Below are 23,800 nucleotides of genomic sequence, written 5' to 3' on the forward strand. Positions count from 1 at the left end.
CCGTCAGGCGGGATCGTCCACGGTGGACAGTTCCGTGTAGACGACGTCCTGCCCCGCGCGCTCCCAGAGCGTGCCGGGGCAGTTCAGGCCCTCCGCGGAAAGCTGCCGCTTGACGACCTTGAACGTCGACGTCCGCGGCAGTTCCCGGACCGTGCGCACGTACCTGGGTACCTGCTTGGGCCCGAGATCGCGCTGACCGGCCAGGAACCGGCCGAACTCTCCGGGATCGACGGGGGTGCCATCGGTGACGATGGCGGCCATCACCTGGTCGCCGGTCACCGGGTCGGGCACCGCGTAGACGGCGGTGTCCGTGATCGCGGGGTGGCGCAGCAGGATGCGCTCGATCGGCGCCGTGCCGAGGTTCTCGCCGTCGACGCGGAGCCAGTCGCCGAGCCGCCCGGCGAAGAAGCAGAAGCCTCCTGTGTCGGCGTAGGCGAGGTCTCCGGTGTGGAACCGGCCGTCGCGCAGCCGTTCCGCGTCGGCGCCCGGATCGCGGTAGTACCCGGCGAACCAGCCGGCGCCGGCGGTGTTGACCAGCTCGCCGACGGCTTCCGCGGCGTTGGTCAGGGTGCCGTGGGCGTCGAACTCGGCCGGTGGGCACGGCCGTCCGGTGTGCGGGTGCAGGATGGCGACGTCGTCGGTCGGCTTGCCGAGGGAGCCGGGCGGGGTGCCGGCGGTGCGGGCGAAACCCACACCGCCTTCGGTGGAGCCGAACGCGTCGACGACCGTGCAGCCGAAGCGTTTCTCGAACGCGGCCAGGTCGGCGCTCGCCCCTTCGTTCCCGTAGACGAGCCGCAGCGGGTTGTCGGCGTCGTCCGGGCGCGGGGGAGTGGCGACCACGTAGGACAGCGGTTTGCCCACGTAGTTGGCGTAGGTCGCGCCGAACTTCCGCACGTCGGGCAGGAAGCCGGACGCGGAGAACCGGCGGCGCAGGGCGATGCCCGCCCCCGCCGCGAGCCCGACGGCCCAGCCGGCCATGACGGCGTTGGAGTGGAACAGCGGCATCGTGACGTAGACCGTGTCCGCCGGGGACAGCCCGAAGCGCTCGGCGAGCATCGCGCCGGGAAACGCGATCTTGCCGTGGGTGCAGCGCACGGCCTTCGGGTCACCGCTGGTGCCGGAGGTGAAGATCAGCATGAGCAGGTCGTCCGGGGACGCGGGGACGGGATCGGCCGGCGTGTCCGCCGACGGCCACGCGTCCAGGTCCCGGACGTCGATCCCGCCGAGGTCCAGCCCGTCCAGGAGCGGCCGGTACTTCTCCTCGGCGAGCACGAACTGGCAGTCGGCGAGCCGGACGTCCCGCGCGAGGGCCTCCCCGCGGCGGGTGGGGTTGAGCCCGACCAGCACCGCCCCGGCGAACGCGCAGGCGCCCAGCAGGACGGAGAACGCCGGCACGTTGTCGGCCAGGATGCCGACGTGCGGCGGCCGGTCCCAGCGCAACGCCTCCCGGAGGTCGCCCGCGCGGATCGCCGACGCCCGGACGTGCTCGGCCCAGGTGTACGTCTCGTCCTCGAACCGCAGGCCCGGACGCTCGTCGCCGGCCCGGGCCAGCAGGAGTTCCGTCACCGTCGGGACGCTCATCCGCGCACCTCCAGCACCTCGGTCAGAACTGAAACACGTTCTATTTCTACCACGGTGATCGTCCCGGGGCCACCACGCCGGGCCGTCGTTTTCGTATAACGCCCTATACCGCTCGTTGCACGGCGTCCGCACGGTGGGCGTCCCAGAGGTGTCCCACGGGGGTGGCGTTCCCGCTGGTCCGGTGGGGTGGGACTGTCCCGGCGTCCCGAATCGGCCGCGGACCGGCGACCGGCGGGGTGGCCACTGCGAGCCTCCTCGCCATGCAAAGACTCGCTCTGGCCGTCGCGGTGCTGCTGGTGTTCCCCGCCGCGACCGCCGCCACGGCCACCACCACCGCCGCGGCCGCACCCGTCGCGGTGTGCGGGCACACCAGCTCCCAGCCCACCCTGAAACAGGGCGCGTCCGGCACCGAGGTCACCGAGGCCCAGTGTGAACTGAACCTGGCGACCAAGGCGAGCCGGTACACGCCCATCGGCGCGGACGGCTCGTTCGGCCCGGCGACCGACGCCCGCGTGCGCGTGTTCCAGCGATGCGCCGCCCTGAGCGTGGACGGCGAGATCGGGCCGAACACGTGGGCCGCGCTGAACTCCTGGTCCGCGAAGCCGAAGAAGTGCGCCACCCAGGGCACGTCCGACACCGCGCAGAGCGTGGTGTGCGGCCATTCCACCGCCCGCCCGACCCTGCAGAGCGGTTCCAGCGGCACGGAGGTCAAGGAGCTCCAGTGCCGGCTGAACCTCGCCATGGAGCCGGGCCACTACCCGCCGCTGACCGTGGACGGCAACTTCGGCGACGGCACCCGCAACCGGGTGATCCAGTTCCAGCACTGCGTCAACGCCAGTGCCGACGGCGTCGCCGGGCCCACCACCTGGTCGAAGGTCACGGACTGGTCCAGCCGCAACGCCTACTGCGTGCCGCCGAAGCCCGCCGGGCACCCGATCGACGGCGTGGACACGGCGAAGTACCAGCACCCCGGCGGCGCGCCGATCAACTGGGGCGCGGTGAAGGCGTCCGGGGTCGAGTTCGCGACCGTCAAGGCGACCCGCGGCCTCAACGTCACCGACGAGTACCTGGCCACGGACCTGCCCGCCGCTCGCACCGCCGGACTGGCCGTGGGGCCGTACCACTTCTACACCGGCACCGCGGCCAACACCGGCGGCGCGCAGGCCGACCGGTTCATCGCCGCCGTGCGGGCCACCGGCTACACCGGCAAGCGCGCCGGTGACCTGCCGCCCGTGTTCGACCTGGAGTGGAAGGACGACGGCTCCGGCGGCTGCCCGCCCTACGTCACCGTCGCCGACGCCAAGGCGTGGCTGGACAAGGTGGCCGCGGCGTTCGGCCGGACCCCGATCATCTACACCCAGAAGTCGTTCCTGGACTCGTGCCTGGGCGGCACCACGGCGCTCTCGTCCTACCCGATGCAGCTCGCCGACTACCGCCAGTCCGTCACGCAGCCGGCCCTGCCCGCCGGGTCGAGCACCTGGCTGATGTGGCAGTACACCGACGCGGCCATCCCCGACGGCATCCCCGCGCCGGCCACCGGGGACGTCTTCAACGGCACCCAGGCCGACCTCGACAAGCTCGCCAACCGCTGAACCCCGCACGGAATCCCCGCTAGGAAAGGACGAGAATGAGTCTCCCCATGAGCCGCCGCACGCTGCTGCGCAGCGCGGCGGTGATCGGCACCGCCGTGGCGGTCAGCCCGCTGCTGCTGCCGGGCGTCGCCCAGGCCTACCCCTGGTCCCGCACCCTGACCGAGGGCAGCACGGGCGCCGACGTCACCGAGCTCCAGATCCGGGTCGCGGGCTGGGCGGCCGACTCGCCCAGCCACAGCCGGGTCTCGATCGACGGCGAGTTCGGTCCCGGCACGGCGGCGGCGGTCCGCCGGTTCCAGTCGGCCTACGGCCTGGGCGTGGACGCGCAGGTCGGCCCGGCCACCCAGGCCGCGCTCAACGCGCTGGAGCAGAGCGACGGGTCCACCGCGCACTTCAACTTCAGCGAGTTCACCGACCGGGTGAGCGGCACCTTCAACGGCGGCAAGGTCAGCGCGGCCACCGCCAAGGAGAACGCCCGCCGCTGCATGTACAAGCTGGAGGCGGTGCGCAAGAAGCTCGGGAACAAGCCGATCACGGTGAACTCCGGGTTCCGCAGCATCGCGCACAACGCGGAGATCGGCGGGGCCAGCGACAGCATGCACATGTACGGCACCGCCGCCGACCTCGACGTGCCGGGCGTGGCCAACAAGACCGTCTACCAGAAGGCCGAGACCAGCGGGTTCTCCGGCCTGGAGACCTACAACACCGACCACCAGCACGTGGACAGCCGCGCCGACCTCGGCCGGGCGTGGTGGTGGGAGAACGGCACCGTCTGACCGGCGACCGGGGGTCCGGCGCCGGGAAACCCCGCCCCTCGGGGGTTCCCGGCGCCGGCGGTGCCCGGTCCGTGCCGCGAAGCCCGCGCCCTCCGGCCTGCACCCTCGGGGCCACCCCTCGCGGAGGGCGCGGGCTTCGCCCTTTCGGTCAGTGCGACAGCGGGTTCTGGAGGGCCGCCGAGCAGGCCGGCCAGTCGTGGAAGTCGTGGTGCGCGGTCCACAGGCGGTGGGCCGCGTCGATGTTCCAGGCCGGGTCGAACGCCCGCAGCGGCGTGCCGCCCAGCTCCAGCAGGCGGCCGTCGGAGATCTGGAAGACGCCCCAGTTGCGGCTGCCGTTCGTGTTCGGCAGCACCCACAGCGGGTCGAGGAACGACGCGCAGCGGGCGATCGCGACCGCGGTGTCCGGCGCTTCGGTGAACACGGCCCGGATCCGCTGCTCCACCATGGCGCCCGACCAGCCCGCCATGCTGGTCCGGTGGTCGTACAGCGCGTTCTTGGTGGCCTCGTCGACCACGCCGCGCGGGGGCAGGCCGGCCAGCACCTGGAACGCGGTGACCCGGCGCAGGGTCTCCGGGCCGAACGAGCCGTCGACCGAAAGCCGTCCCTGGGCCGAGACCAGCAGGTTCTGCACCTCGGTGACGCACTCGTCGTGCTGGCCCATGCTCACCGGCGGCTGGCAGCCGGGGGAGAACAGCACGCGGTCGGCGTACCGGCCGGGTGGCGGGACGGACCCGTCGGCGGTGACCCAGACCAGGCCGCCCGCCAGCAGGATCGCGATCGCGATGGCGACCGCGAGGTACCCGCGCCTGCGCGACGGCCGTCCGGCGTCCTCGGCGGCCGGCGGCGTCTCGACGTGCTCCGAGGGCACCTCGTCGACGCGGTCGGCGTCGGCCAGGGCCCACAGCTGGTGCAGTTCGCGCAGCTCCTCGGCGGACGCGCCGCAGACCTTGGCGAACGAGTGGACCACGCGGTAGTCGGCGGGCACGCTCTTGCCCGAGCAGTAGCGGTGCAGGCTGGAGCCGCTGGCCCCGGCCTGCTTGCCGAGACGTTCGTAACCCTGCCCGCTGCGGTCCTTCAGCATGCGCAGGTAGGCGGCGAACTTGTCCATGTGCGGTGTCACTGTGACTGGAACACCTCGCTCCGGCAGCGGATGACGGGACGGAAGCTAACACCGTCCCGCCGCACGCCGGGCGGAAACTCACGGATTGGTCCACACGGCGGTCCGCACCAGTCCGAGTGGCGGGACCGATTCCTGGCGCGGGCGCGGATGGTCTGCACGTCGAGAGGTGCCCGAGAGCCGAAGGAGATTCATGTCCGCCGTGCCGTCCGACGAGGAGTTCCGGACCTACAACCAAGGCGTCATCAGCGAATTCCGCGCCCACCAGGGCAAGGTCAGCCGGCCGCCGTTCCCGATCCTGCTGCTGACCACCACCGGGGCGCGCACCGGACGGCGGACGACCGTGCCGCTCGGGTTCGGCGTGGACGAGCAGGGGCGCGTCTTCGTGGTCGCGTCCAAGGCAGGCGCGCCCCGGCATCCCGCGTGGTTCCACAACCTGCGGGCCGACCCGGCCGTGACGGTCGAGCTAGGCGACCGCTCGTACCAGGCCCGCGGTGTCGTGACGACCGGCGAGGAACGTGACCGCCTTTACCGCCTGGTCTCCGACGGCACCTCCGCCTACGAGCAGCACACCGACCGGACGTTCCCGCTGGTCGTCCTTGAAGGCGTCCCCGCCCCGGACTGACCGTTCAGGCGCTTTTCAGGGCCAGCAGGCTCTCGGCGGTGTCGACGATGGTGTCCTCGATCGGCCGGGGTGACCAGCCCAGCAGGCGCTGAGCCTTTTCCGACGTGGCGTCGAAGTTCTTGCCCAGCTGCGGGCGCAGGACGCGCATCGCCGGGTTGACTCGTGCGAGCGCCCGCGCCGCCCACAGCGGCAGTTCGCGCGTCGGCACCTTCGCCGCGCGCTCGCCCAGGCGTGCGCGCAGGATCGCCGCGACCTCGCGGACCCAGAGGCTGTGCCCGGCGATGGCGATGAACCGCTCGCCCGCCGCGGCCGGGTCGGTCATCGCCCGCAGGTGCAGGTCGGCGACGTCCCGCACGTCGACGAACCCGCTCGCGAACGGGGGCAGCGCCGGCATCTCGCCGTCGAGCATCCGCTGCACCAGGCCGAGCGACGGCGAGTAGTCCGTGCCCAGCACCGGCCCGAACACGCCCACCGGGTTCACCGCCGCCAGCTCCGGCCCGCCGTCGGCGGCGAACTCCCACGCCGCCCTCTCCGCCAGGGTCTTGGACTTCTGGTACGGCGGGATCCCCGCGTCCACGTCGGTCCAGTCGGCCTCGGTGAACACCCGCGTGGCCTCGGGGTGGCCGTAGCCGACCGCGCCGAACGCCGAGGTCAGCACGACCCGCTTCACGCCGGCGTCGCGCGCGGCCCGCAGCACCCGCAGCACGCCGTCGCGGGCCGGGACGACCATCTCGTCGTCGTCGCGCGGCACGCTCGTCAGCGTCGGTGAGGCGACGTGCAGTACGTAGTCGCAGCCCTCCACCGCCTCGCGCCATCCGGCGTCCTGCTGCAGATCCGCCTGCAGGACGGTGACTTTCGCGTCATCGGGCGCGCCGCCCGCGCGCAGCATGGCCCGCAGTTCGGGCTCCTTCTTGAGGTTCCGCACGGTGGTGCGCACCGAGTGCCCGTCGGCGAGCAGCGCAAGCACGCACCAGCTGCCGATGTAGCCCGAGCCGCCGGTGACCAGGACTTCTGCCATGATTTTCCGCCTTTCGAAGGAGAGTCTCAGACGGCGCGGCGGTAGGTGGCCGAGCCGACGCCGTTGATCCGCGTTCCGCCCTGCTGCAGCGAAACGGCGATCGTCGCGAGCCAGGGGAAGGGGTAGCCGAGGTCGGGCGCCGAGACGGCGTCGAGCTTCCGCAGGCCGTCCTCGGGGATGGTGACGTGCAGCGACGCGAGGTTCGCCTCGAGCTGCGCCACCGAGCGGGCGCCGATGAGCGTGGACGTGACGGGCGCCTGCTGCCGCACCCAGGCGAGCGCGACGGCGGCGACCGTGGTGTCGAGGCGCTGTGCGAGGTCGCGCAGGACGTCCAGCACTTCGAACGCGTTGGTGCCGTCGAGCTGGGCCTGCGCCAGCGGGCCCCGGCCCGAGCCGTCGGGGGTGCGGTTCTCGCGGGTGTACTTGCCCGACAGCACGCCGCTGGCCAGCGGGCTGTACGGCAGGACGCCGAGGCCGAGCTCCCGGGCCAGGCCGAACAGCTCGCCTTCGACCGTGCGGCGCACCAGCGAGTACTCGACCTGCAGCGCCACGATCGGCGCCCAGCCGCGGAGCTCGGCGATCGTGGCCATCCGCGACACCGCCCACGCGGGGGTGTTCGACATCCCGACGTAGCGGATCTTCCCGGCGCGCACCAGGTCGCCGAGCGTCGAGAGCGACTCCTCGAGCGGGGTGTGCCGGTCCAGGCAGTGCTGCCAGTAGAGGTCGATGTAGTCGACGCCGAGGCGTGCCAGGGAAGCGTCGACCTGCTCGAGGATCGCCTTGCGGCTCGCGCCGCCGCCGTTCGGGTCGCCGGGGTGCAGGTTCCGCGCGTACTTGGTGGAGAGCACGACGCGGTCGCGCAGGCCGGGACGCGCGGCCAGGTACTCGCCGACGATCCGCTCGGACGCGCCTTCGGAGTAGCCGTTGGCGGTGTCGATGAGGTTGCCGCCGGCGTCGAGGAAGCGCGCGATCACGTCCTTGGACGCCTCGGGGCCGGAACCCCAGCCCGGGTCGCCGAACGTCATCGTGCCCAGGGCCAGCGGGCTGACCCGCAGGCCGGAGCGGCCGAGGGTGCGGTACTCGTCGAGTTCCATGCCGTGGACACCTTCCTGAGCTGATGGGCAGTAAGTGGAGCGCTCTCCAGTTACGGTAGTGGAGAGCGCTCCGGTTAGCAAGCGCGGTAGTGGAGGAGTCTCCGGATAAGGTGGGCACAACACCGGACAGCAGGGAGGGCACGTTGGTTCGCTCGGACGCCCGTGAGAACCGGGCCCGCATCCTGCAGGTCGCCCGGGAGGCCTTCGCCGAGGGCGACGACACCTCGATGAACCAGATCGCGCGGCTCGCCGGCGTCGGGCCCGGCACCCTCTACCGCAACTTCCCCACCCGCGAAGCCCTCGTCCTGGCCATCTACGAGGTCGAGGTCGACCGGCTCGTCGAGTCCGTCGCGGAGTCGCTGACCACGCTGTCCCCGCTGGAGGCGCTGCGGAAGTGGACCACCGACCTGGTCGACGCGATGCGCAAGAAGCACGGGCTGGGTGACGCGCTCAGCCCCGGCGCGCACCAGGCGATCACCGAGCGGACCTACGGCCCGGTCATCGCCGCCATCACGCTGATCCTCGACGCGGGCAAGCGCGACGGCACCATCCGCGCCGACGCCGACGCCCGCGACTTCCTCCAGCTCACCGGCGCCCTCTGGCGGGCCGCGTCCGGCCCGGAGGACCGGTCGCCGTCGATGCTCGCCCTGATCCTCGACGGCTTGAGCGTGTGCAGGAGCCCTTCCGAATGAGCTGACGGGGGTGTGTTTTCATGGAAACTTCGTGATCGTCGAGGGGCTGAGGTGGGGCACGGATGAGCAATCCGTTGGTCGCGGAGACCAAGGATTCGACCAAGGCGTACTCGGGTGTGTCGCTGCTGGAGTCGGCCGCCGACCTGAAGTCCGCGATCGAATCCGGCGACTGGGCCTCCGTGGCGATGGGTGCCGTCGGCACCGCCCTCGACGCGCTGTCGATGGCGATGGACCCGTTCGGGGCGATTCTCGCCGCCGGCGTCGGCTGGCTGATGGAGCACGTCGGGCCGCTCAAGGAAGCGCTCAACGGCCTGACCGGCAACGCCGACGAGATCGCGGCCCAGTCCGAGACGTGGAAGAACATCGCGACCGAACTGGGCAGCATCGGCGAGGACCTGACCGGGATGGTCAAGGCCGACACCGTGTCCTGGACCGGCAATGCCGCCGACACCTACCGCCAGCGTGCCGACGACACCGTCACCCTGCTGGCCACGGCCCAGAAGGGCTGCGAAGGCGCCTCCAGTGGGGTGAAGACCGCCGGTGAAGTCGTTGCCGCGGTGCGAGCGTTGGTGCGGGACATCATCGCGGAGCTGATCGGGCACCTGATCAGCTGGGCGCTGCAGGTGGTGTTCACGCTCGGCATCGGGCTCACCTGGGTCGTCCCGCAGGTGATCAACGCCGTGGCGAAGACGGCGTCGAAGATCGCGGACCTGGTCAAGCGCCTCGTCACCGCTTTGAAGGCGCTGATCCCGCTGCTCAAGCGCGCCGGAGACCTGTTCTCGGACGCGGCGAAGGCGTTGCGCAAGATCAAGCCGGGCAAGTCCGCGCCGCCGCCGAAGCACGCCGACATCAACGGCAACCCGAAGGGCCTCGACGGGCCCAAGGGCAAGGGCGGGGATTCCACCACTCCGTCGGGCGCGAAGGGCGACGGCGACGGTACCCACTCCTCGGGGGCGGACGCGCCGCCCAAGACCGACCCGCCGCCCGCGTCGAAGGGCCCGGACGATACCCCGAAGAGCCCCGACGGGGACCCGCCGCCGTCCGACACGCCCAAGGGCGGCGACTCGACGACGTCGTCCGGTGCGAAGGGTGACGGCTCGAAGGGGCCGGACCGGAACACCTCCGAGACCAAGGAACCCGTCTGCAAGGAAGGCAGCGGCGACCCGATCGACGTCGAGACCGGCGACGTCCTGGTCACCGAAAGCGACCTCGTCGTGCCGGGGCCGCTCGGCCAGCTCATCGTGCGCAACCACGTCTCGTCCTACCGGGCCGGGCGCTGGTTCGGCCCCTCGTGGGCGTCCCTGGTGGACGAACGGCTGACGGTGGCGGACGGGACCGTCACGTACCACAGCGCCGACGCGATGATCCTGCGCTTCCCGGTGCCCGCGCCGGGCAGGTCGGCCACCTCGCCGCACGGCCCGCTGCGCCGGCTTCACGCGCAGGGCACCGAATACGTCGTCGAGAACCCGGCGCGCGGCACGCTGCACCGGTTCGTCCCGGCCGACGGCGACCCGGACCTGTTGCTGCTCAAGGAGATCCGCACCGAAGCCGGCGGCTACGTCGAGCTGGACCACGACGCCGACGGCGCGCCCGCGCTGCTCACGCACTCCGGCGGCGCCCGGATCGCCTTCGACGTCGACGGCGGCCGGATCCGCGCGGTGCGCGCGCTGTCCGACGGCGGCGACGTTCTCGTGGCCCGCTACGACTACGACGCGCACGGCCACCTCAGCCTGCGCACGAACTCGTCGTCCCGGCCCGCCCAGTACACGCACGACCCCGAAGGCCGGATCACCGGCTGGACCAACCACATCGGCGCCTGGTACCGCTACGTCTACGACCAGCAGGGCCGCTGCGTGCGGGGCGTCGGCGACCAGGGTTTCCTCGACGCCTCGCTCGTCTACGGCGACCGGCGCACCAGCGTGGCCGACTCGGCCGGCCGGCAGACGGTGTACGAGTTCGACGAGAACGGGAACACGGTCGCGCTGACCGACCGGACCGGCGGCGTGACCCGCCGGGAGTGGGGACCGCGTGACGTCCTGCTCGCCCGCACCGACCCGCTCGGCCGGCGCACCGAGTTCGAGCACGACGCGCAGGGACGGCTCGTCTCGGTGCTGCGCGCCGACGGCTCCCGGGTGCTGATCGCCGAGCGCGACGACACCGGGCTGGTCATCGAGGTGGCCGACGGCGACCGGGTGTTCCGCCGCCGCTACACCGCGCCGAACCTGCCGGACCCCTACACCGACCCGCTCGGCGTGACCGCGGACCAGCACCTCGAGCAGGCGGCGGACCCCGGCACCGCGCCGGACGCCCCCGAACCCCGCGTCGAGGCCGACCTGTTCGGGCGCCCGCGGGTGATCGAGGGTGCCGGCGGCCGGACCACGTTCGCGTGGACGGTCGAGGGCTCGCTGCGGGAAGTCGTTGCCACGGACGGAACCCGCCGGCAGTGGACGTTCGACGGCGAGAGCGAGGAGACCTCCCGCACCGACGAGCTGGGCCGGGTGGTCCGCACCGAGTACGGCCCGCAGGGCACGGTCACCGCCACGGTCGACGCCGCCGGCGCGCGCACCACCCAGCGCTACGACACCGAGCTGCGGCTGGTGGCCGTGACGAACGCCGCCGGGCAGACCTGGCACTACGCCTACGACGCCGAAGACCGGCTGCTCTCCCAGACGGACTACGCCGGCCGCGTCACGCGGTGCGAGTACGACGCCGCGGGGCAGCGGGTGCGGCTCACCGGGCCGGCGGGGGAGACCGTCGAGTCCCGGTACGACGTGCTGGGCAACCTGACCGAGCGGACCAGCCCGGCCGGCACCGAGACCTACCGCTACGACCCGGTCGGCCGGCTCGTGCGCGCCACCGGCCCGGACGGCGTGCTCGAACTGGAGCACGACACCGAAGGCCGCCTCACCCGCCAGACCACCGCGGCCGGCACCACCACCTTCGACTACCCCCACGGCGCGAAGAGCCGGCGCACCCCGTCCGGTGTGGACGTCCACTGGGGACAGACGGCCGACGGCCTCGAGCTGCTGCGGGTCGCCGGCACCGAGCTGACCCTGCACCAGGACGCCGCCGGCCGCACCCTCGGCCTCTCCGCCGGGCCGAACCCGTTGCTGCGGCAGGAGTTCGACCCCGCCGGGCGGCTCGCCGCGCAGCACACCCCGGCCGGGGCCACGCGCTACCACCGGCGTCCGGACGGCAGCGTCGCCGCCCGGGAGGCGCCGGCCGGCGGCGTGCGGTACGAGTTCGACAACGCCGGCCGCGTCACCGCCGCGCTGCACCCCGGCGTGGCCGAGCGTTACGCCTACGACGTGCTCGGCAACCTGATCTCCTCCTCACCGGGGACCGGCCCGGAGGCGGGGCCGCGCCAGTACGCCGGCGGGGTGCTCGCCGCGGCGGGCGCGGTCCGTTACGCCTACGACGCGCAGGGCCGGCTGGTCCGGCGGACCCTGCCCGCGCCGGATGGGACGGCGCTGACCTGGACGTTCGGCTGGGACGCGCACGACCACCTCGTCTGGGTGCGCACGCCGGACGGCACCCGGTGGCGCTACCGCTACGACGCCCTGGACCGGCGTATCGCCAAGGAACGGCTCGACACCGCGGGCGGCGTCGCCGAGCGCGTCGACTTCGCCTGGGACGGCACGAACCTCGTCGAGGCCCGGCACACCGCCGGTGGCGCGCTGGTGGAGGCCCTGACCTGGATCCACCACCCCGACGAGGACCGCGTCGTGGCGCAGGCGCGGACCCTGCCCGACGGGCGGGTCGAGGTCTCCGCGGTGATCACCGACGAGATCGGCACGCCGACCGAGCTGGTGAGCCCGGACCACGGCACGGTCAGCCCGCTGCTGACGAGCCTGTGGGGCCTGACCGCGGCCGGGCAGCGCCCGCCGACGCCACTGCGGTTCCCCGGCCAGTACTTCGACGCGGAGACCGGCCTGCACTTCAACGTCTTCCGCTACTACGACCCGGCCAACGCGCGCTACATCTCGCCGGACCCGCTCGGCCTGACCCCGGCGCTGAACCCGGAAACCTACGTCGAGGACCCGTTCCTCGCGGCCGACCCGCTCGGCCTGACCCGCAACAGCGGAAAGGTCGTCAACTACGCCGACGACCCGACCGCGTTCCTCGACGACGACGCGACCTTCGAGTCGGCTGCCCCGTGCAAGAAGGCCGCGAAGAAGCGCCCGAACCCCAACCAGGGCGCCGGGAACGGGGCCTCCGGGTCCGGCTCCGCCACCAAGAAGCCCCGGACCGGCCGGTACGACCCGCCGCTCACCGGCAACGACAACGTGTCGCACGGGAACTCCGGCCGCACGGTGATGGAAGGCGGCGGGGAGTCGGGCGGCGGCTCGCTCGACGGGTCCGGGCGGGGGAGCCGCCCCGGCGGCACCACGCCGGCGGGCAACCACCTCACCGACGTCAACGAGCTGAACGGGACCAAGCACGCGAACTTCGACCCGCGCCTGCAGGCCGAGCTCGACAAGCTCAAGGGCGACGGCAAGAACGGCTACAAGCCCGACACCGACGAGGGCTACTTCATCAAGGGGCACCTGAAGAACAACGAGCTCGGCGGCTCCGGGACCGCCGACAACATGACCACGCTGTCCCGCAAGGCGAACTCCCAGATGTCGGGCAACTTCGAGAGCAAGCTCAAGCAGTCCGACATCCAGATCGGGCAGTTCAAGGACACGGTCAACCGGATGGGCGACACGGAGCTGCAGCGGAAGATGAACGACTGGGGCATCAGCGGGAAGCCCGCGGACTTCCGCAAGGAGGCGCAGGGCCTCAAGGTGGACTATTCGGTCACGGCCAGCGACAACGTCAAGTGGCCGGACGCCCGCAACCCCTCGGAACGGGGCATCCGTGACCACGTCACGCTCGACGCCGAGTACCAGGGCCTGACTCCGAACGTGCAGAAGTTCATCCAGCACAACAAGCCGGACAACTTCCTGACGGAGTTCCCGCCGAAGGGGACGAAGCTGGACACGGTCAGCGGGGCGTTCGACCCGCCGATCCGCTGGGGTTCGAACCGGCCGATGCCCAACCTCGGCGAGTGACGGCGGGTTGCGCGGTCAGCTCTTGTCGCCGGTGCTGCGCAGGTGCTCCTTGACCTTGGCGATCGCGAAACCCCAGCCCTGATCGACGGTGGGCTTCGGCGGGACGGACATCTCCTCGGGGTTGGTCAGGACGTCGAGCAGCACCGGGCCCTCGGTGCTCAGCGCGCGCTGCACGGCCTCGGCGAGGTCGTCCGGGTCGGTGACCCGGATACCCGTCAGGCCCAGTGCGGTGCCGACCGCCGCGAAGTCCGGGTTGTCCAGCTCGGTGCCGAACTCGGGCAGCCCGGCCTGCTCCTGCTCGAGCTTCACCATGCCCAGGCGCCGGTTGTCGAAGACCACCAGCTTGACCGGCAGCCGGTGGGTGCGGATGGTCATGAGGTCGCCCAGCAGCATGCTCAGGCCGCCGTCGCCGCAGAACGCGATCACCTGGCGGTCGCGGTCCTGCAGCTGGGCGCCGATCGCCTGGGGCATCGCGTTGGCCATCGAGCCGAGGTTGTACGAGCCGAGCAGCCGCCGTGAGCCGGTCATCCGGACGAAGCGCGAGAGCCACACCGTCGCCATGCCGGTGTCGGAGGTGAACACGGCGTCGCCGGCGGCGTGCTCGTCGATCAGCGCGGCCAGGGCTTCGGGACGGATCTGGTGCTCGGCGTTGTCGAAGACGGACCGGACCTTGCCGACCAGGCCCTTGTCGTGCTCGGGCGAGGCCAGCCGCCGCTGCCCGGCGTGCCAGCGCTCGAAGTGCGCGCGGGCGTCGTCGAGGTGGGTCCGGGACGCCTGCGGGGACAGCCGCGGCAGCAGCGCCGCCACGGTGGGGGCGACGTCGCCGACCAGGCCGATGTCGACGGGGACGCGGCGGCCGATGTGCTCGGCCACGGCGTCCACCTGGATGACCTTCTTGCCCGTCGGGTACCAGGCCCGGTAGGGGAAGTCGGTGCCCAGCAGGAGCAGCAGGTCGGCGTGGTCCATCGCCTGGGCGGCGGCGGGGTTGCCGATCAGGCCGGTCTGGCCGACCTCGAACGGGTTGTCGTCCTCGAAGCCCTCCTTGGCCTTGAGGGTGAGCACCATCGGCGCGCCCAGCCGGTCGGCCAGAGCCAGCACGTCCTCGCGGGCCTGCCGGGCGCCGCGGCCGACGAGCAGGGTGACCTTCTCCGCGGCGTTGAGCAGCTGGGCGGCGGCGTCGAGGGCGGGATCGTCGGGGCGGGTGCTGCGCTCGGCGAGGGAGAACCGCGGTTCCCGGTCGTTCTCGACCTTCTTGTCGCCGACGTCACCCGGCACGGTCAGCACGGCCGGTCCGCCGCGGCTGATCGCCGTGCGGACCGCGATCTCCAGCAGGCCGGGGATCTGCTCGGGCGAGGTCACGGTGGCGCGGAAGACCGCGACGTCCTTGAACAGCAGGTCGTTGTCGACCTCCTGGAACATCTCGGTGCCCAGGTCGGCCTGCGGGACCTGCCCGGCGATGGCGAGCACCGGGGCGTGGCTCTTCGCGGCGTCGTAGAGGCCGTTGAGCAGGTGCACCGACCCGGGGCCGACGGTCCCCATGCAGACGCCGATGGTGTCGGTGAGCTGGGCCTGCGCGCCGGCGGCGAACGCGGCGACCTCTTCGTGCCGGCAGCCGATCCACTCGATGCCTTCGGCGCGGCGGATCGCGTCGGTCAGCGGGTTGAGGGCGTCGCCGACGACGCCGAACACGTGCGTGACGTCCAGCTGGGCGAGGCTGTCGACGATGACCTGGGCGACGGTGCGGGACACGGGTTCTCCTGGTGGTCAGACGGTGAAGTGGTCGGGATCGGCCGCGGCCCAGTCCTGGGCCCACTCTCGCGGCGGTTCGGTCAGCAGCTGCCCGGGGGCGAGCCAGTCGTAGAGCTCGGCGTAGGAGCGCACCCGGTGGGGGTCGACGCGGCGGCGGAGCATGTGCGGGCGCAGCTCGGCGGGGGACCGGACGCCCATCGACGCCATGATCTGCTGCGCGCCGGTCACCGTGGAGCGCTGGAACCGTTCCACCCGAAGGGACTTGTCGCCGACGTCGAGGGCGCGGGCGCGGCGGGCGTCCTGGGTGGTGACGCCGACCGGGCAGTGGTTGGTGTGGCAGCGCTGGGCCTGGATGCACCCGACGGCGAACATCATCGCCCGCGCCGCGTTCGTGTAGTCCGCGCCCTGCAGCAGGCGCTTGACGATGTCGGCGCCGGTGGCGACCTTGCCGCTCGCGCCGAGCTTGATGCGGTCGCGCAGCCCGGTGCCGACCAGTGCGTTGTGGGCGGTGATGAGACCTTCGGTCAGCGGCGTCCCGATGTGGTCGGCGAACTCCAGTGGCGCGGCGCCGGTCCCGCCTTCGGCGCCGTCGACGATGATGAAGTCGGGCGTGACGCCTTCGTCGACCATCGCCTTGCAGACGGCGAGGAACTGGCTTCGCGAGCCGACGCAGAGCTTGAAGCCGGTCGGCTTGCCGCCCGCGAGTTCGCGCATCGAAGCGATGAAGCGGATCAGCTCGCGGGGCGTGGAGAACACCCGGTGGTACGGCGGGGAAATGACCGTCTTGCCCTCCGGGACGTCGCGCACGCGCGCGATCTCGGCGTTCACCTTCCCGCCGGGCAGCACCCCGCCGATGCCGGGCTTGGCCCCTTGGGAGAGCTTCAGGGACACGCACTTCACCGCGTCGTGCGCGGCCTTGTCGGCGAACTCCCCTTTGTCGAAGTCCCCGTCGCCGGTGCGGCAGCCGAAGTAGCCGGTGCCGATCTCCCAGACGAGGTCGCCGCCGTGGCGCAGGTGGTACTCCGAGAGGCCGCCTTCGCCGGTGTCGTGGGCGAAGCCGCCGAGGGCGGCCCCCTTGTTGAGGGCCAGGATCGCGTTCGCGGACAGCGAGCCGAAGCTCATCGCCGACACGTTCAGCAGGGCCATGTCGTAGGGCTGGGTGCAGTCGGGCCCGCCGATCCGGATCCGCGGCGGGTCGTCGGGCTGCGCCACCGGGGCCATCGAGTGGACGAGGGACTCGTACCCGTCGGCGTAGACGTCACGCTCGGTGCCGAACGGCTCCTCGGCGTCGGTGCCCTTGGCCCGCTGGTAGACGATGCTGCGGACGTCCCGGTCGTACGGGCGGCCGTCGAAGTTGCGCTCGACGAAGTACTGCTGCAGCTCGGGCCGCAGCCCCTCCAGGAGGAACCGCAGGTGCCCGAGCACGGGGTAGTTCCGCAGCACCGAGTGCTTCCGCTGGAGCAGATCCCCGCACCCGAGGGCGGCGACGGCGAGCAGCGGCACCGCGAGCAGCCACCACCACGGGCCGGCTAACACGGCGAGGGCGGCGGCGCCGAGCGCGAGCAGGGAGAGCGCAGCTACCGCGCCGAATCTGAGCACGGAACCGAAGCTAACCGCGTCCCCGCCCGGGCGCAGGTCGAGCGGCGGTTACCGGCGCCGATGGGGCATTCGTCCCGGTGGGCGCGGCGGTCGAGGCGTAGTTCCGGTCGTTCGGGGTATCCCCGGGGAAAGGCTGCTTTCGGCACCGGAATCGCCCGTCAAAGGACCGCATGGACCTCCCCGCCACACACGAATACCGGTTCGACGCCGGCGTGCCACTCGACCTGGCCGCCATGCGGCGCTGGATCCGGAGGGTGCTGGCCGGTGCCTCGTCCGACGGGCTGGAGGACGCGCTGCTGCTGGCCACCGAGCTGGTCGCCAACGCGCTGGACCACGCCCAGGGGGTGCGGGCCCTGCGCATCCTGTGCCGGGACCCGCGCTCGGCGGTCCGCCTGGAGATCGACGACGCGCGCCCGGACCTCGCCCTCCGGCTGGGCGGTTCGTCGACGGACGAGGACCGCGGCCGCGGTCTGCTGCTGGTGGACGCGGTCAGCCGCCGATGGGGCGTCATCACGCACGACGACGTCTACAAGACGGTGTGGGCCGACCTCGCCGCCGGCTGACGACACCGTGCACCGGCGTGGTGGCACCCGATCGCCGCGGTTTAGAGTTTCCCCCAGCGCATCGCCGCCGCCGGCGGCTGCTCGTGCGAGAGGGGGCTCGGTGCGGTGATCGTTGCTCCGGCCGATTCCCCGCGGCTGCTCGTGCCGCCGACCCCGCCCGCGGTCAGCCGGCTCTCGGTGCTGCTGGTCGAGGACGACGACGGCGACGCGCTGCTGGTCGAGGAGATGCTCGCCGACGTCCCGGTCGAGGCCGAGCGGATCACGCTGCTGCGGGTGGCGACGCTGGCGGCCGCGCTGCCGCTGGCCGGCGGCGTCGACTGCGTGCTGCTGGACCTGCAGCTGCCCGACGCGTCCGGCCTGACCGCCCTCAAGACGTTGCGCCACCACAGCCCGGCCAGCGCCATCGTGGTCCTGACCGGGCAGAACGACACCGCCGCCGGGATGGCCGCCGTCGCCGCCGGTGCCCAGGACTACCTCGGCAAGGACCAGGTCGACGGCCCGCTGCTGATGCGCGCCATGCGCTACGCCTGGGAACGGCGGCGAGCCGAGGGCGCCGAACAGCGGCTCCTGGAGCAGCAGCTGCTCGCGGGGGAGAACGCGCGGCTCGAACGCGGCCTGCTGCCCACCCCGCTGCTCGCCGACGACCGCCTGGGCCTGGCGGTCCGGTACCGCCCGGGCCGCGACGGCGCGCTGCTGGGCGGCGACTTCTACGACACCGTCGAGCTGGCCGACGGCACCGTCGAGGTGATCATCGGGGACGTCTGCGGGCACGGCCCGGACGAGGCCGCGCTGGGCGTGGCGCTGCGGATCGCGTGGCGGGCGCTGGTGCTGGCCGGGCTGCCGGCCGCCGACGTGCTGGCCACGGTCGACCGCGTCCTGGTGAACGAGCAGATCGAGCCGCTGTTCGCCACCGCGTGCATGGTCACCGTCGCCCCGGACCGGACGTCCGCGCGGATGGTGCTGGCCGGGCACCCGCCGCCGTTGCTGCTCACGCGGGCCGGCGCGGCCGGGTTCCTGCCGTCGGACGCCCTCGGGCCGCCGCTGGGCCTCCCGCTGAAGCGCCCCCGGCGGCAGACCGAGGTCACGCTGGAGCCGGGCTGGTCCCTGCTGCTCTACACCGACGGCATCTTCGAAGGCCGGTCCGGCGGGAACGATCGCCTCGGCCGCACGCGGATGGCCGCGCTGGCCGGCGAGCTCCTCACCGGACCGGGTGACCCCGGCGCCGCCCTCGACGCCCTGATCGGCCGTGTCCAGCAGCTGAACGACGGCCCGCTGGACGACGACGTCGCGCTGGTCCTGCTCACCGGGGAGCCCGCCTCCTGACCGGAGTGGGTCAGGGGTGCAGGACGACCTTCGTCCAGCCGTCTTCGCGCTTGTCGAAGTGGTCGTAGCCCTCGGCGGCCTGGTCGAGGTTCAGCTCGTGCGACACCAGGAACCCCGGGGTGGCGACGCCTTCGGTGATCAGGTCGCGCAGCTGGGCGTTGTACTGCTTGGTGTTGCACTGGCCGGTGCCCATCGACTGGCCCTTGAAGAAGAACGTGCCGTAGTCGAACGCGAGCTTGCCCTGCTTGGCCAGTTCGCCCTCGGCGTTGGGGTCCTGCGGCACGTAGACGCCGACGACGCCGATGCCCCCGGTCGGTTTCACCGCGGCGACCAGCTCGTTGAGCTGCTCGACGGCGTCGCCGGCGGAGCGGTCGATGGGGATCGCGCCGATCTGCTCGGCGAGCTTGAGCCGGTCGGGCTGCTGGTCGACGACGAAGACGCGGGACGCGCCCTTGATCTTCGCGGCGTGCGCGGCCATCAGGCCGACGGGCCCGGCGCCGTAGACGACGATGGTCTCGCCGGGCTGCATCTTGGCGAGTTCGACGCCGTGCCAGCCGGTCGGGAAGATGTCCGAGAGCATCGTGTAGTCGAGTTCGTGTTCGGTGCCTTCGGGCAGCACGAGCGCGTTGAAGTCGGCCCACGGGACGCGCAGGTACTCGGCCTGGCCGCCGTTGTAGGGGCCCATGCTGGCGTAACCGTAGGCGGCGCCGGCGCTGCCGGGGTTGGCGCGCAGGCAGAACCCGGTCAGGCCCTTGAAGCAGTTGGCGCAGGTGCCGCACGCGATGTTGAACGGCAGCGAGACGCGGTCGCCGACCTTGATCCGCTCGACGGCGTCCCCGACCGACTCGACGACGCCCATGTTCTCGTGGCCGAGGACCTTGCCCTCTTCGACGTCGGTGCTTCGAGCCGCGCGTCCGCGACGTCCTTGACGGTGACGTCGTACGGTCCTTGGTAAACGAGTGCCTTCATCGAGTGCTTCTTTCTTTGAGGGTCAGCTGGCCGGGTAGTGCACCGAGTCGAGCAGGCGGGCCAGGTGCACGGCGTTGCGCACGAGGGTGGCGTTGGCGGCTGCGACGGCCTTCGGCGTCTCGTCGAGGTCGATGTAGTCGCCGCCCTGCATGGCTTCGCCGTTCCAGTAGGTGCCGCCCTGGGCCGGGATGCTGAAGCCGGTGTCGTTGAGGGCCTGGAAGAGATCGGCGATGATCTTGTGGGCGCCGTCCTCGTTGCCGACGGCCGCGGCGACCGCGACCTTGCCGAACGTCAGGGGCCGGCCTTCATCGTCCATTTCGGACAGTTCGGCGTCGAGGCGTTCCAGCACGCGCTGGGCGACGCTGGACATGTGCCCCATCCAGGTCGGCGTGGCCACGAGCAGAATGTCGGCCTCGTGGATCTTGCGCCGGATGCCCGGCCACGCGTCGCCGTCGCCCATGTCGGCTTCCACGCCGGGGCGGACGTCGTGGTCGACCACGCGCACGGTTTCGCCGGTGGCACCCCGCTCGGCGAAGAGTTCGAGCAGCTGGGCGGCGATCAGGTCGCTGCTCGACTTCGCCGGTGACGGCTTGAGGGTGCAGACCAGGGCGAGCACGTGCATCGTTTCCTCCGTTTTTCCGCCGGTTTCCCCGCGATCGGCGATCGAAACCGGTCGTGCCCGCGTTGATGGTCCGTGGAGATTCCGTTGTGCTCGGCGTTAGATGGATCGGTGAACCTGGAGAGCCCGACACCTTGGAGTGACCATGCCGCGTCCCTACGCCAGCGGAGTCGTCGCCGCACCCGTCGACAAGGTGTGGGCCCGGGTCCGCGCCTTCGGTGACCTGCCCGATTTCCTGGGGGCGATCGGCCACTGCGAGATCGTCGAGGGCGCGGACGGGCACGTCGGCGCCGTCCGGCGGCTGACCCTGGCGGCCGGCGGCGACCCCTTCGACGAACGGCTGCTCGTCCTGGACGACCCCGCCCGCACCCTCACCTACGCCTTCACCGGAGCCAACCCCTTCGGCGTCCGCCGCTACGTCTCGACGATCAGAGTCAGCCCGGTCACCGACACGGGCGAGTCCTTCGTCGAATGGTGGGCGGAGTACGACGCCGACGCAGCCCAGGAGGAGGAACTGAACCGCACCTTCGCCCAAGACGTCTACGGCGGCGGCATCGACGGCCTGCGCAAGCTGCTCGCCTGAGGGAGGGCTCGGCCCCGCGCCCGGTGGGGGCCCGTAGGGCCGAGGTGGCAGGCGGGCCGCGGAAGTCGTTCGCCTAGCGCGGGAGCAGCGCTCTGACCCGCGTCGGGTCCGGGCCGTCCGGGCCGATCAGGACCACCGCGTCGTCGAAGCCTGCATCCGCGTAGCGTCGTAACACCTCGGCGGTGGGGCCGAGGTCGCCGGACTCCGGCACCGGTACTGCACACACGATCGCTCGGCCGCCGCCTGCCGCTCGGAACCCGGCGCAGGCGGTGATGATCTGGTCCGGGGTGCGGCGGTGGGCCGACGCCAGCCAGCCGTCGAACTCCTGGGCGGCCCGCTCGACGTTGGCGCCCCACGAGCCCAGGAGCAGGGGTGGCCGGTCGTTGCCGAGGAGGGCTCGCAGTCTCGGCAGGTTCTCGCGGAAGGTACGGAAACGCGCGGCGAAGTCCCGGTCCAAGAGCGCGTAGTCGAGGTCGGTCGAACCGGGGCTGACGCCGAGCGTCAGGCGGTCGCCGCACACCGACATCAGCGACCGGACCCGGTGGGCCAGCTCGGCGGGGTGGTGCAGCGGGACCTGGACGGTGGCCGTGCCGACCTCGACGTCTTCGGTGGCCGTCGCCGCGACCGCCAGCGTGACGAACGGGTCCGGGACGAAGAAGCCGCGCCCGATGATCTGCGGCGTCCACAGGCTCTCGAAACCCGCGCCCGCCAGCCGTTTCGCGCGTTCGGCGATCGCTGTCGGCGGCCCGGGGGACAGGTCGGCCAGCGTCGCACCCAGGCGCATGTCACAACCCTCGTTCCGCCGCGAACCGCGCGTACCAGCGCAACGCGTCCGGATCGTCCACCGAGGCGATGTTCGCGGCTTGCGACAATTCCCTACCGCTCAGCAGCTTCTTGATCGGCACCTCCAGCCGCTTGCCGCTCAGGGTGTGCGGCACGGCGGGCGCCTCGACGATCTCGTCCGGGACGTGCCGGTTGGTCAGGCGCGTCCGCAGCGTGGTGACGATCTTCTGCTTGAGGGCGTCGTCGAGTTCGTGCCCGGGCGCCGGCACGACGAACAACCCCAGCCAATACCCGTCGTCGGGCAGGTCGACCCCGATCACCAGCGTCTCGGTGATCTCGTCCATCGTCTCCAGCACGTCGTAGAAGTCGCTGCTGCCGAGCCGGACGCCCTGGCGGTTGAGCGTCGAGTCCGAGCGGCCGTGGATGGAGACGCTGCCGTCGGCGTGCATCGTCACCCAGTCGCCATGGCGCCACACCCCCGGCCAGGTGTCGAAGTACGACTCGGTGTAGCGAACCGCGTCCGGGTCGTTCCACAGCGACACCGGCATCGACGGCATCGGCTGCGTGATCACCAGGTCGCCGACCGCGTCGACCACCGGCTCGCCGTCCTCGTCCCAGGCCGCGGCGTCGACGCCCGCGAGCCGGCCGCCGATGCGCCCCACCCGGACCGGGTCGTACTCGCTGGCGCCGACGAACGAACCCGAAATGTCGGTGCCGCCGCTGGTCGAGTCGATCCGCAGGTCGGGGCCGACGTGCTCCATGACCCAGTGGTAACCGGCGGACGGCAACGCCGAGCCGCTGACCATCACGTGCCGCAACCGGCTCAGGTCGTGCTCCTCGCGGGGTGAAACGCCGGTGTTCGCGGTGATCACGGCGGCGCCGAGCAGCACGAGGTCCGCCCCGGTCCGGGCGGCGACCTCCCAGACGGCGCCCGGCGGGTGGTTCGGGCTGCCTTCGTAGAGCGTGATGGCCGCGCCCTGGGTGAGCGCGCCCAGCTGCATGTTCCACAGCGCCCAGCCGGTGGAGGTGAAGGTGAACATCCGCTCGCCGGCGCGCAGCCCGCAGTACAGCCCGGACCACTTCAGGCCTTCCAGGGTGATGCCGCCGTGGCCGTGCACCAGGCCCTTGGGCAGGCCCGTGGTGCCGGAGCTGAACAGCACCCACAGCGGGTGGGAGGACTCGACCTGCTCGAACGACGACGGCTCGTCCTGGGCCAGCAGGTCGTCCCACGGGGTCGTGCCTTCGGGGCGGGGCCGGTCGAAGACGTACGGGACGTGGACGACGTGCCGCAGCGCCGGCAGCTCCGCCCGCAGCCGCGCGAGGACGTCCCCGCGGTCGATCTCCTTGCCGTTCCAGTGGTAACCGTCGGCCGCGATGAGCACGGCCGGCTCGAGCTGGACGAGGCGGCCGATGGCGCCGTCGGCGCCGAAGTCGGGGGAGCAGCACGCCCACACCGCGCCGACCGCGGCCGTCGCGAGGCAGGCGATCACGGCGTGCTCGGTGTTGGGCAGGTAGGCGCCGACCCGGTCGCCGGGACGCACCCCCGCCCGGCGCAGCCAGCCGGCCACTGCCGCCACCGACCGGCGCAGCGCACCGAAGGTGATCTCCCGCGCGGGCCGGCCACCCTCCTGGACGCACACCAGCGCCGTGCCGTCGTCGTCGCCGGCGCGCAGCGCGTGCTCCGCCCAGTTCAGCCGGGCCCCGGGGAACCAGCGGGTGTGCGGCATGGGGTCGCCGGTGCGCACCCGCGTCCACGGCGTGCTGAAGGCGACCTCGTAGTAGTCGACGATCGAGACCCAGAACCGGTCCAGGTCTTCGATCGACCACGCCCACAGCGCGTCGTGGCCGGGGAACGGCCGTCCCTCGCGCTTTTCCAGCCAGTTCAGGTACGCGCGCAGCGGCGAGTTCTCGATGCGGTCCGCCGGGGGACTCCAGAGCACGTCCATACCGGAAACATAGAGACACCCCGCGGTGCTCCCCGGCGCCGTTGACGGGGATTTGAGCATCACGTGTGATCGAGTTGAGCCGAGCGGCGGACGCTCCGGGGGACGACGACGTCTCGA

General features: G+C 72.2%; 17 protein-coding genes and 1 pseudogene. 8 read left to right on the forward strand and 10 right to left on the reverse strand.

What is annotated here, in order from left to right; all coding sequences use genetic code 11:
- Window positions 1–3: 3 nt before the first annotated feature.
- Window positions 4–1,581 carry a long-chain-fatty-acid--CoA ligase gene (locus tag VA596_RS12625; RefSeq protein WP_323326479.1) on the reverse strand — a complete coding sequence of 526 codons (1,578 nt, stop codon included), beginning with the start codon at window positions 1,579–1,581 and terminating at the stop codon, window positions 4–6.
- Window positions 1,582–1,841: 260 nt separating this feature from the next.
- On the opposite strand from VA596_RS12625, the gene VA596_RS12630 reads away from it, so the two are divergent.
- Together VA596_RS12630 and VA596_RS12635 are read left to right on the forward strand one after the other, a co-directional pair.
- On the forward strand, window positions 1,842–3,173 hold the full coding sequence (locus VA596_RS12630) for a GH25 family lysozyme (protein WP_323326481.1): 1,332 nt from the start codon (window positions 1,842–1,844) through the stop codon (window positions 3,171–3,173).
- Between the two features lie 35 nt (window positions 3,174–3,208).
- Window positions 3,209–3,949 carry a D-Ala-D-Ala carboxypeptidase family metallohydrolase gene (locus tag VA596_RS12635; protein WP_323326483.1) on the forward strand — a complete coding sequence of 247 codons (741 nt, stop codon included), beginning with the start codon at window positions 3,209–3,211 and terminating at the stop codon, window positions 3,947–3,949.
- A 148-nt stretch (window positions 3,950–4,097) separates the two neighbouring features.
- Here the strand turns inward: VA596_RS12635 and VA596_RS12640 are convergent, their stop codons facing one another.
- The gene (locus VA596_RS12640) at window positions 4,098–5,057 is read right to left on the reverse strand and encodes a helix-turn-helix domain-containing protein (protein ID WP_323326485.1); all 960 of its coding nucleotides are present in this window, start codon (window positions 5,055–5,057) and stop codon (window positions 4,098–4,100) included.
- A gap of 202 nt (window positions 5,058–5,259) precedes the next feature.
- Here VA596_RS12640 and VA596_RS12645 point away from each other — a divergent pair, with 202 nt between their 5' ends.
- On the forward strand, window positions 5,260–5,691 hold the full coding sequence (locus VA596_RS12645) for a nitroreductase/quinone reductase family protein (protein WP_323326487.1): 432 nt from the start codon (window positions 5,260–5,262) through the stop codon (window positions 5,689–5,691).
- A 4-nt stretch (window positions 5,692–5,695) separates the two neighbouring features.
- On the opposite strand, the gene VA596_RS12650 is transcribed toward VA596_RS12645, so the two are convergent.
- Window positions 5,696–6,709 carry an SDR family oxidoreductase gene (locus VA596_RS12650; protein WP_323326489.1) on the reverse strand — a complete coding sequence of 338 codons (1,014 nt, stop codon included), beginning with the start codon at window positions 6,707–6,709 and terminating at the stop codon, window positions 5,696–5,698.
- A 26-nt stretch (window positions 6,710–6,735) separates the two neighbouring features.
- Window positions 6,736–7,803, reverse strand: a complete 1,068-nt coding sequence (locus VA596_RS12655; protein WP_323326491.1) for an aldo/keto reductase — start codon at window positions 7,801–7,803, stop codon at window positions 6,736–6,738.
- A gap of 143 nt (window positions 7,804–7,946) precedes the next feature.
- On the opposite strand from VA596_RS12655, the gene VA596_RS12660 reads away from it, so the two are divergent.
- The gene (locus VA596_RS12660) at window positions 7,947–8,495 is read left to right on the forward strand and encodes a TetR/AcrR family transcriptional regulator (protein WP_323326493.1); all 549 of its coding nucleotides are present in this window, start codon (window positions 7,947–7,949) and stop codon (window positions 8,493–8,495) included.
- Between the two features lie 62 nt (window positions 8,496–8,557).
- Complete coding sequence (locus tag VA596_RS12665) at window positions 8,558–13,549, forward strand: RHS repeat-associated core domain-containing protein (protein ID WP_323326495.1); 4,992 nt, start codon at window positions 8,558–8,560, stop codon at window positions 13,547–13,549.
- A gap of 15 nt (window positions 13,550–13,564) precedes the next feature.
- Here VA596_RS12665 and VA596_RS12670 read toward each other — a convergent pair whose 3' ends face one another.
- Together VA596_RS12670 and VA596_RS12675 are read right to left on the reverse strand one after the other, a co-directional pair.
- Window positions 13,565–15,298: a thiamine pyrophosphate-dependent enzyme gene (locus tag VA596_RS12670; RefSeq protein WP_323326497.1), complete on the reverse strand. Its 1,734-nt coding sequence runs from the start codon at window positions 15,296–15,298 to the stop codon at window positions 13,565–13,567.
- Window positions 15,299–15,313: 15 nt separating this feature from the next.
- On the reverse strand, window positions 15,314–16,897 hold the full coding sequence (locus VA596_RS12675) for an FMN-binding glutamate synthase family protein (RefSeq protein ID WP_323326499.1): 1,584 nt from the start codon (window positions 16,895–16,897) through the stop codon (window positions 15,314–15,316).
- A gap of 170 nt (window positions 16,898–17,067) precedes the next feature.
- On the opposite strand from VA596_RS12675, the gene VA596_RS12680 reads away from it, so the two are divergent.
- Both VA596_RS12680 and VA596_RS12685 read left to right on the forward strand, forming a co-directional pair.
- Window positions 17,068–17,460, forward strand: a complete 393-nt coding sequence (locus VA596_RS12680) for an ATP-binding protein (RefSeq protein ID WP_323326501.1) — start codon at window positions 17,068–17,070, stop codon at window positions 17,458–17,460.
- A gap of 105 nt (window positions 17,461–17,565) precedes the next feature.
- Entirely contained in the window at window positions 17,566–18,783 is a 1,218-nt protein-coding gene (locus VA596_RS12685) for a PP2C family protein-serine/threonine phosphatase (protein ID WP_410171878.1), read from the forward strand.
- A gap of 10 nt (window positions 18,784–18,793) precedes the next feature.
- Here VA596_RS12685 and VA596_RS12690 read toward each other — a convergent pair.
- Together VA596_RS12690 and VA596_RS12695 are read right to left on the reverse strand one after the other, a co-directional pair.
- Window positions 18,794–19,752, reverse strand: a pseudogene (locus VA596_RS12690) (glutathione-independent formaldehyde dehydrogenase).
- Window positions 19,753–19,774: 22 nt separating this feature from the next.
- A complete protein-coding gene (locus tag VA596_RS12695) occupies window positions 19,775–20,374 on the reverse strand; it encodes a flavodoxin family protein (RefSeq protein ID WP_323326503.1) in 600 nt (199 codons plus the stop codon).
- Window positions 20,375–20,516: 142 nt separating this feature from the next.
- On the opposite strand from VA596_RS12695, the gene VA596_RS12700 reads away from it, so the two are divergent.
- The gene (locus VA596_RS12700; protein ID WP_323326505.1) at window positions 20,517–20,954 is read left to right on the forward strand and encodes an SRPBCC family protein; all 438 of its coding nucleotides are present in this window, start codon (window positions 20,517–20,519) and stop codon (window positions 20,952–20,954) included.
- 73 nt (window positions 20,955–21,027) lie between these two features.
- Here VA596_RS12700 and VA596_RS12705 read toward each other — a convergent pair whose 3' ends face one another.
- Complete coding sequence (locus VA596_RS12705; protein WP_323326507.1) at window positions 21,028–21,738, reverse strand: LLM class flavin-dependent oxidoreductase; 711 nt, start codon at window positions 21,736–21,738, stop codon at window positions 21,028–21,030.
- Between the two features lies 1 nt (window position 21,739).
- On the reverse strand, window positions 21,740–23,683 hold the full coding sequence (locus tag VA596_RS12710; RefSeq protein ID WP_323326509.1) for an acetoacetate--CoA ligase: 1,944 nt from the start codon (window positions 23,681–23,683) through the stop codon (window positions 21,740–21,742).
- Window positions 23,684–23,800 lie beyond the last annotated feature (117 nt).

The organism is Amycolatopsis heterodermiae (genome assembly GCF_034929455.1).
Taxonomy (GTDB): Bacteria; Actinomycetota; Actinomycetes; order Mycobacteriales; family Pseudonocardiaceae; genus Amycolatopsis; species Amycolatopsis heterodermiae.